Genomic DNA, 5,769 nt, shown 5'->3' with positions numbered 1-5,769 from the left:
GCCGTGGTGCTTCTGCCCATTAACGACGAACTGACCCTGATCGCCGGGGCGCCGATCAAGGCGCCGCTGGACGCCGAGGCCATGGCCGCCGCGCGTTGGGCCTGGGAGAAGGGCGAACCGGCCGGCCACGGCACAGGCACCCTGCCGCAGGCGCGCTGGACCTTCCGGCCGCTGCAAGGCGTGCGCGACCGCGCGGGCGTGGCGGGGATCGAGGCGGCCGCCCTGTCGCCCGGCTCGGACGAGGAAAAGCTGGCGCTGGCCCTGCTGGATCAGGGCGCCGTGGCGGTCGAGCGCGCCGATCTGGCCAGCCAGGCGGTCGAGACCGAGACCCTGCGCCGCACGGACCGCTTCCGAGGCGCGCTGATGAACTCGGTCAGCCACGATCTGAGGACGCCCCTGTCGACGGTCCTGGGCGCCTCGACCACCCTCATCGACCTCGGCGACAAGCTGAAACCCGCGGTGCGGGCCGATCTGCTGCTGTCGATCCGCGAGGAGGCCGAGCGCCTCAGCCGCTATGTCGGCGACCTGCTGGATATGACCCGGCTGGAGGGCGGGGGGCTCAACATCCGCGCTGACTGGGTCGACGTGCGCGACGTTCTTAATGCCGCGGGCAAGCGGGTGGCGCGGCGTCTGGGCGAGCGGACGATGACGCGTGACTTCCCGGCCCAGCTCAGCCTGGTCATGGTCGATCAGGGGCTGCTGGAACAGGCTCTGGTCAACATTCTGGAAAACGCCATCGCCTACAGTCCCGACGGCTCGACGGTCGAACTGGCGGCCTATGAGGATCGGGGTTCGGTGGTCATCTCCATCGAGGACGAGGGCAAGGGCATCCCGACCGCCGAACTGGAGCGCGTCTTCGACAAGTTCCGCCGCATGGAGGAGCCGTCGGACCGCACCAAGGGGGCGGGGCTCGGCCTGGCCATCGCCAAGGGATTCGTCGAGGCCATGAACGGCCGCATCGCCGCCGCCAGCCCGATCATGGACGGAAAAGGCACCCGTATCCTGATCAGCCTGCCCAAGGCCGTCGTCACCCACCCGAGCCTGCTCTAGACTTCCTTCATGGCCGCTGTCCGTCCCCAAATTCTCGTCATCGACGACGAGCCCCAGATCCACCGCTTCCTGTCCCCGGCGCTGGACGCCGCCGGCTATGAACCGCGCCGCGCCGACAGCGGGCAGGAGGGCCTGCGCGGCATCGCCCTGTGGAGCCCCGACGCGGTGGTGCTGGACCTCGGCCTGCCCGATATGGACGGCAAGGACGTGCTGGCCCGCGCCCGCGAATTCTACGCTGGCCCCATCATCATCCTGTCGGCGCGCGACAAGGAGGCCGAGAAGATCGCGGCCCTGGACCTGGGCGCCAATGACTATGTCGAAAAGCCCTTCGGCGTCGGCGAGCTTCTGGCCCGCGTCCGCGCAAACCTGCGTCAGGCCGCCCCGCGCGTCGAGGCGACCGGGCCGCTGACGGCGGGGGATGTGGTCATCGACCTGGAGCGTCGCCTGATCACCCGCGCGGGCGCCGCCGTGCGCGTGACGCCCAAGGAATACGACGTTCTGGCCCATCTGGCGCGCAACGCCGGCAAGGTCGTCGGCCACCGCGACCTGCTGACCGCTGTCTGGGGCAAGGCCCACGCCGACGACACCCAGTATCTGCGTGTGGTCATCGGCCAACTGCGCCAGAAGCTGGAGGCCGACCCCGCCCAGCCCCGTCTGATCGCCACCGAACCCGGCGTGGGCTATCGGCTGACGGCCTGACGTCGCCGCAATCGCGGGCCGGATCGGTTGACCTGACCGGCGCACGGCCCTACTGCCACCGTCGCGTCAGGTTCCCCGCAAGGGGATCAAAAGGGAACGGAGTGTGATGCTCCGGCTGTTCCCGCAACTGTAAGCGGTTAGCCCGCGCGTCACACGCCACTGGCGGTCCTGAAGGCTTCGGCTCGAAAGACCCCTGGGAAGGCGACGCGCACCGGCCCTGATCCGCGAGCCAGGAGACCTGCCTGTCGCCGTCGTTCTCCGCACGGTCGGGATGTGCCGAGCGGTCGAGGTGACTCGCGTGACGACAAGTGGAAACCTAGCCGCGCCCGCGGCCCCTTCCGCGCGTCTGATCGACGCCTTGGAGAGGTGTGGGGCGGCGTCGTCAACGGAGCAGCCGGATGAACCGGATCGCCTATGCCTCTCTCGCCGCCGCCAGTCTTCTGGCTGCATTCCCCGCCGCCGCCGATGAGCTGGATCAGAAGGCCGCCGCCCCCGACGTGGCCGGCCGCGCCGCTGCGACCCAGGTCGGGGACGTGGTCGTCACCGCCAACCGCTCGGCCCAGCCGATTCAGCGCGTCGGCGCCTCGGTCACGGTCCTGACCCAGGCCGCCATCGAGGCGCGCCAGACCCCGGCCGTGGCTGAGCTTTTGGCCCAGACCCCGGGCGTCAGCTACACGCGCAACGGCGGAATCGGCGCCGCCAGCAGCCTGAATATTCGCGGGGCCGAAGGCCACCACACCGTCGTCCTGATCGACGGTGTCAAGCTGAACGACCCGTCCTCGACCCAGGGCGGTTTCAACTTCGGCAACCTGCTGGTCGGCGATACGGCCCGCATCGAAGTGCTGCGCGGCGCCCAGTCCACCCTGTGGGGCAGCCAGGCCATCGGCGGCGTGGTCAATATCGTGACGGCTGAACCGACCGAGGCCCTGCAAGGCTCGCTCGACGCCGAGGCCGGCGCGCGCGGCACGACCTATTTCCGCGGCGGCGTCGGCGGCGCCGGCGACCGCCTGAGCTGGCGTCTGGCGGCCAGCCGCTATGACACCGACGGCTTCTCGGCCTTCGCCGCCGGCAAGGAAGACGACGGCTACACCAACACCGGCCTGTCGGGCCGACTGAACCTCAAGCTGACGGACGCCGTGTCGCTGGACCTGCGCTCGGTCTGGTCGGACGGCCGGGCCGAGTTCGACGCCTGGAACGGCGACTCGCGCGAATACGGCAACACCCGCGAACTGGTGGCCTACGCCGGTCTGAACTTCGACCTGCTGGACGGTCGCTTCCGTAACCGGATCGGCTACGCTTGGACCGATACGGACCGCCAGAACTACAACCCCGACACCCTGGTCCAGCCGCTGACCTTCGATGCCCAGGGCCAGAACCGTCGCTGGGAGTATCAGGGCGCCTTCGCCGTCACCGAGACGCTGAACACCACCTTCGGCGTCGAGAGCGAACGCGCCGAGATGCAGACCCGCTCGCCGTCGCCCTGGAACCTGAACCCCGCTTTCGGCAAGGGCGAGGCCGGCATCGACAGCGTCTATGGCCAGGTGCAGTGGACGGTGCTGAACGGCCTGACCCTGACCGGCGGCCTGCGCTATGACGATCACGAACAGTATGGCGACAACCTGCTGGGGCAGGTCGCGGCGGCCTGGGCGCTGAACGAGGGCGACACCGTCCTGCGCGCCAGCTGGGGCCAGGGCTTCCGGGCGCCGGGCCTGTATGAGCTTTACAGCGAGTACGGCAACCTGACGCTTCAGCCGGAAGAGTTCGACAGCTGGGAAGTCGGCGTCGAGCAGCGCCTGTTCGATCGCGCCGTCGTCTCGGCCACCTACTTCAACCGTCAGGCCGACAACGAGATCCGCTACAACAGCTGCAGCTTCGGCACGACCGATCCGCTGTGCATGGTCAACGGCGTGGGCCGTTGGGGCTACTACAAGAACGTCCAGAAGACCGAGGCGCAAGGCGTCGAACTGATCGGCCGCATCGACGTGACCGACCGCCTGAACCTCAGCGGCAACTATACCTGGACGGATGCCCAGAACGCTTCGGGCGTCAACGACGGCAAGCAGCTGACGCGCCGGCCCGAGCATATGGGCAATCTGGCGGCGGACTATGTCTGGCCGCTCGGTCTGAAGACCGGCGTATCGGTCCGCTATGTCGGAGAGGCCTTCAGCGACGCAGCCAACAGCGCGGTCCTGGACGCCTACACATTGGTCGACATCCGCGCCTCCTATCCGATCAACGACAACCTCGAAGTCTATGGTCGGATCGAGAACGCCTTCGACGAGACCTATCAGACGGTCCAGAACTATGGGACCGCCGGTCAGAGCGTGTTCGGCGGCGTCCGCGTTCGCTTCTGATCCTGAAGGCCTGGCCTGTCCGATCGCACCCAAGGCGCAGCCTGGGGTTCGGCCGGGCGGGCCGGTCCGCTATGGGACGACGATGATCCAGTCGTCTCTTCTGTTCGCGGTGGGCCCATGGCGGCGTTGATGATCCAGGGCTGCGGCTCGGACGTGGGCAAGTCGGTGCTGGTCGCCGGCCTGTGCCGACTGTTCGCCAATCGCGGCCTGACCGTGCGGCCGTTCAAGCCGCAGAATATGTCCAACAACGCCGCCGTCACCGCGCTCGACGCCGAGGGGCGGGCAGGCGAGATCGGCCGCGCCCAGGCGCTTCAGGCCTTGGCCTGCCGCACGGCGCCGACCGTCGACATGAACCCCGTCCTGCTGAAGCCGCAGAGCGACACGGGCGCTCAACTGGTCGTGCGCGGCCGGGTCGAGGGCGTCTGGCAGGCGGCGGGCTATCAGGACCGCAAGGCGGCTCTGCTGGACACGGTGCTGGAGAGTTTTCACCGGCTTCAGGCCGAGGCTGATCTGGTGATCGTCGAGGGGGCGGGCAGTCCGGCGGAGACCAACCTTCGGGCGGGCGACATCGCCAACATGGGCTTCGCGCGCGCGGCGAATGTGCCGGTGGCTCTGGTCGGCGACATCGATCGGGGGCATGTCATCGCCGCCCTGGTCGGCGCTCACGCCGTGCTGGACGCGGCGGATCGGGCCATGATCAAGGGCTTTCTGATCAACAAGTTCCGGGGCGATCCGGCTCTGTTTGATGAGGGGCGGGCCGAGATCGAGCGGCGCACCGGCTGGGCCGATCTGGGCATGGCGCCGTGGCTGGCGGACGCGAGATCCTTGCCGGCCGAGGACGCCGTGGTGCTGGATCGGGCGGCGACGGGGGAGGCGGGCCGTCGCATCCGCATCGCCGTGCCCATGTTGTCGCGCATCGCCAATTTCGACGACTTCGATCCTCTGCGGCACGAACCGGGCGTGGACTTTGGCTTCGTGCCGCCGGGGCAGGCGCTGCCGGGCGACGCCGACCTGATCATCCTGCCGGGGACCAAGGCGACGCTGGCGGATCTGGCCTTCTTGCGGGCGCAGGGCTGGGACGTGGACATCGCCGCCCACGTGCGGCGCGGCGGGCGGGTGCTGGGGATCTGCGGCGGCTATCAGATGCTGGGCCGCCGGGTCAGCGACCCCGAGGGCGCTGAAGGGACGCCGGGATCGGCGCCGGGGCTGGGACTGCTGGACGTCGCGACCGTGCTGGCGGGCGACAAGGTGCTGCGCCGGGTCGAAGGTCGTCTGACGAACTCGAACGCCGCGTTCGACGGCTATGAAATCCATATTGGCGTGACCGAGGGACCGGCGACGGCCCAGCCCTTCGCCCTGATCGGAGGGCGGCCGCACGGCGCGGTTTCAGCCGACGGCCGCGTCGCCGGCGCCTATGTCCACGGCCTGTTTGATCGGGCCGAGGCGCGCGCGGCCTTGTTGGCGGAACTGGGCGCGGTCAGCGACGGCGCGGATCAGTCCGCGCGCGTGGATCAGGCGCTGGACCGGATCGCGGCCGTGCTGGAAGCACACTTCGATATCGCGGCGCTGGCGCGGATCGCAGGGCTGACCTGACCTTCCGGCGGTTTCATCCGGCAAGATATCGCCTGGGGCCTGTCACGCCCTGACGGGAACGTTTCGGCGGCGG

General features: G+C 69.2%; 4 protein-coding genes and 1 riboswitch. All 4 genes read left to right on the top strand.

What is annotated here, in order from left to right:
- Positions 1-1,050: sensor histidine kinase (locus tag ACREEF_RS15330; RefSeq protein ID WP_431566433.1), on the top strand; the 1,050-nt coding region annotated here is incomplete at its 5' end.
- Between the two features lie 9 nt (positions 1,051-1,059).
- Positions 1,060-1,749 carry a response regulator gene (locus ACREEF_RS15325; protein WP_431566432.1) on the top strand — a complete coding sequence of 230 codons (690 nt, stop codon included), beginning with the start codon at positions 1,060-1,062 and terminating at the stop codon, positions 1,747-1,749.
- Positions 1,750-1,800: 51 nt separating this feature from the next.
- Positions 1,801-2,009: riboswitch (cobalamin riboswitch) on the top strand.
- 138 nt (positions 2,010-2,147) lie between these two features.
- On the top strand, positions 2,148-4,103 hold the full coding sequence (locus ACREEF_RS15320; protein WP_431566431.1) for a TonB-dependent receptor plug domain-containing protein: 1,956 nt from the start codon (positions 2,148-2,150) through the stop codon (positions 4,101-4,103).
- A 117-nt stretch (positions 4,104-4,220) separates the two neighbouring features.
- Positions 4,221-5,696, top strand: a complete 1,476-nt coding sequence (locus ACREEF_RS15315; protein WP_431566430.1) for a cobyric acid synthase — start codon at positions 4,221-4,223, stop codon at positions 5,694-5,696.
- The last annotated feature ends 73 nt before the right edge of the window (positions 5,697-5,769 follow it).

The sequence above is a fragment of the Brevundimonas sp. genome, from assembly GCF_050729455.1.
In the GTDB taxonomy this organism is placed as follows: Bacteria; Pseudomonadota; Alphaproteobacteria; order Caulobacterales; family Caulobacteraceae; genus Brevundimonas.
The sequence above is the reverse complement of the archived record's forward strand: the minus strand, read 5'-3'. Positions and strand labels throughout refer to the sequence as shown.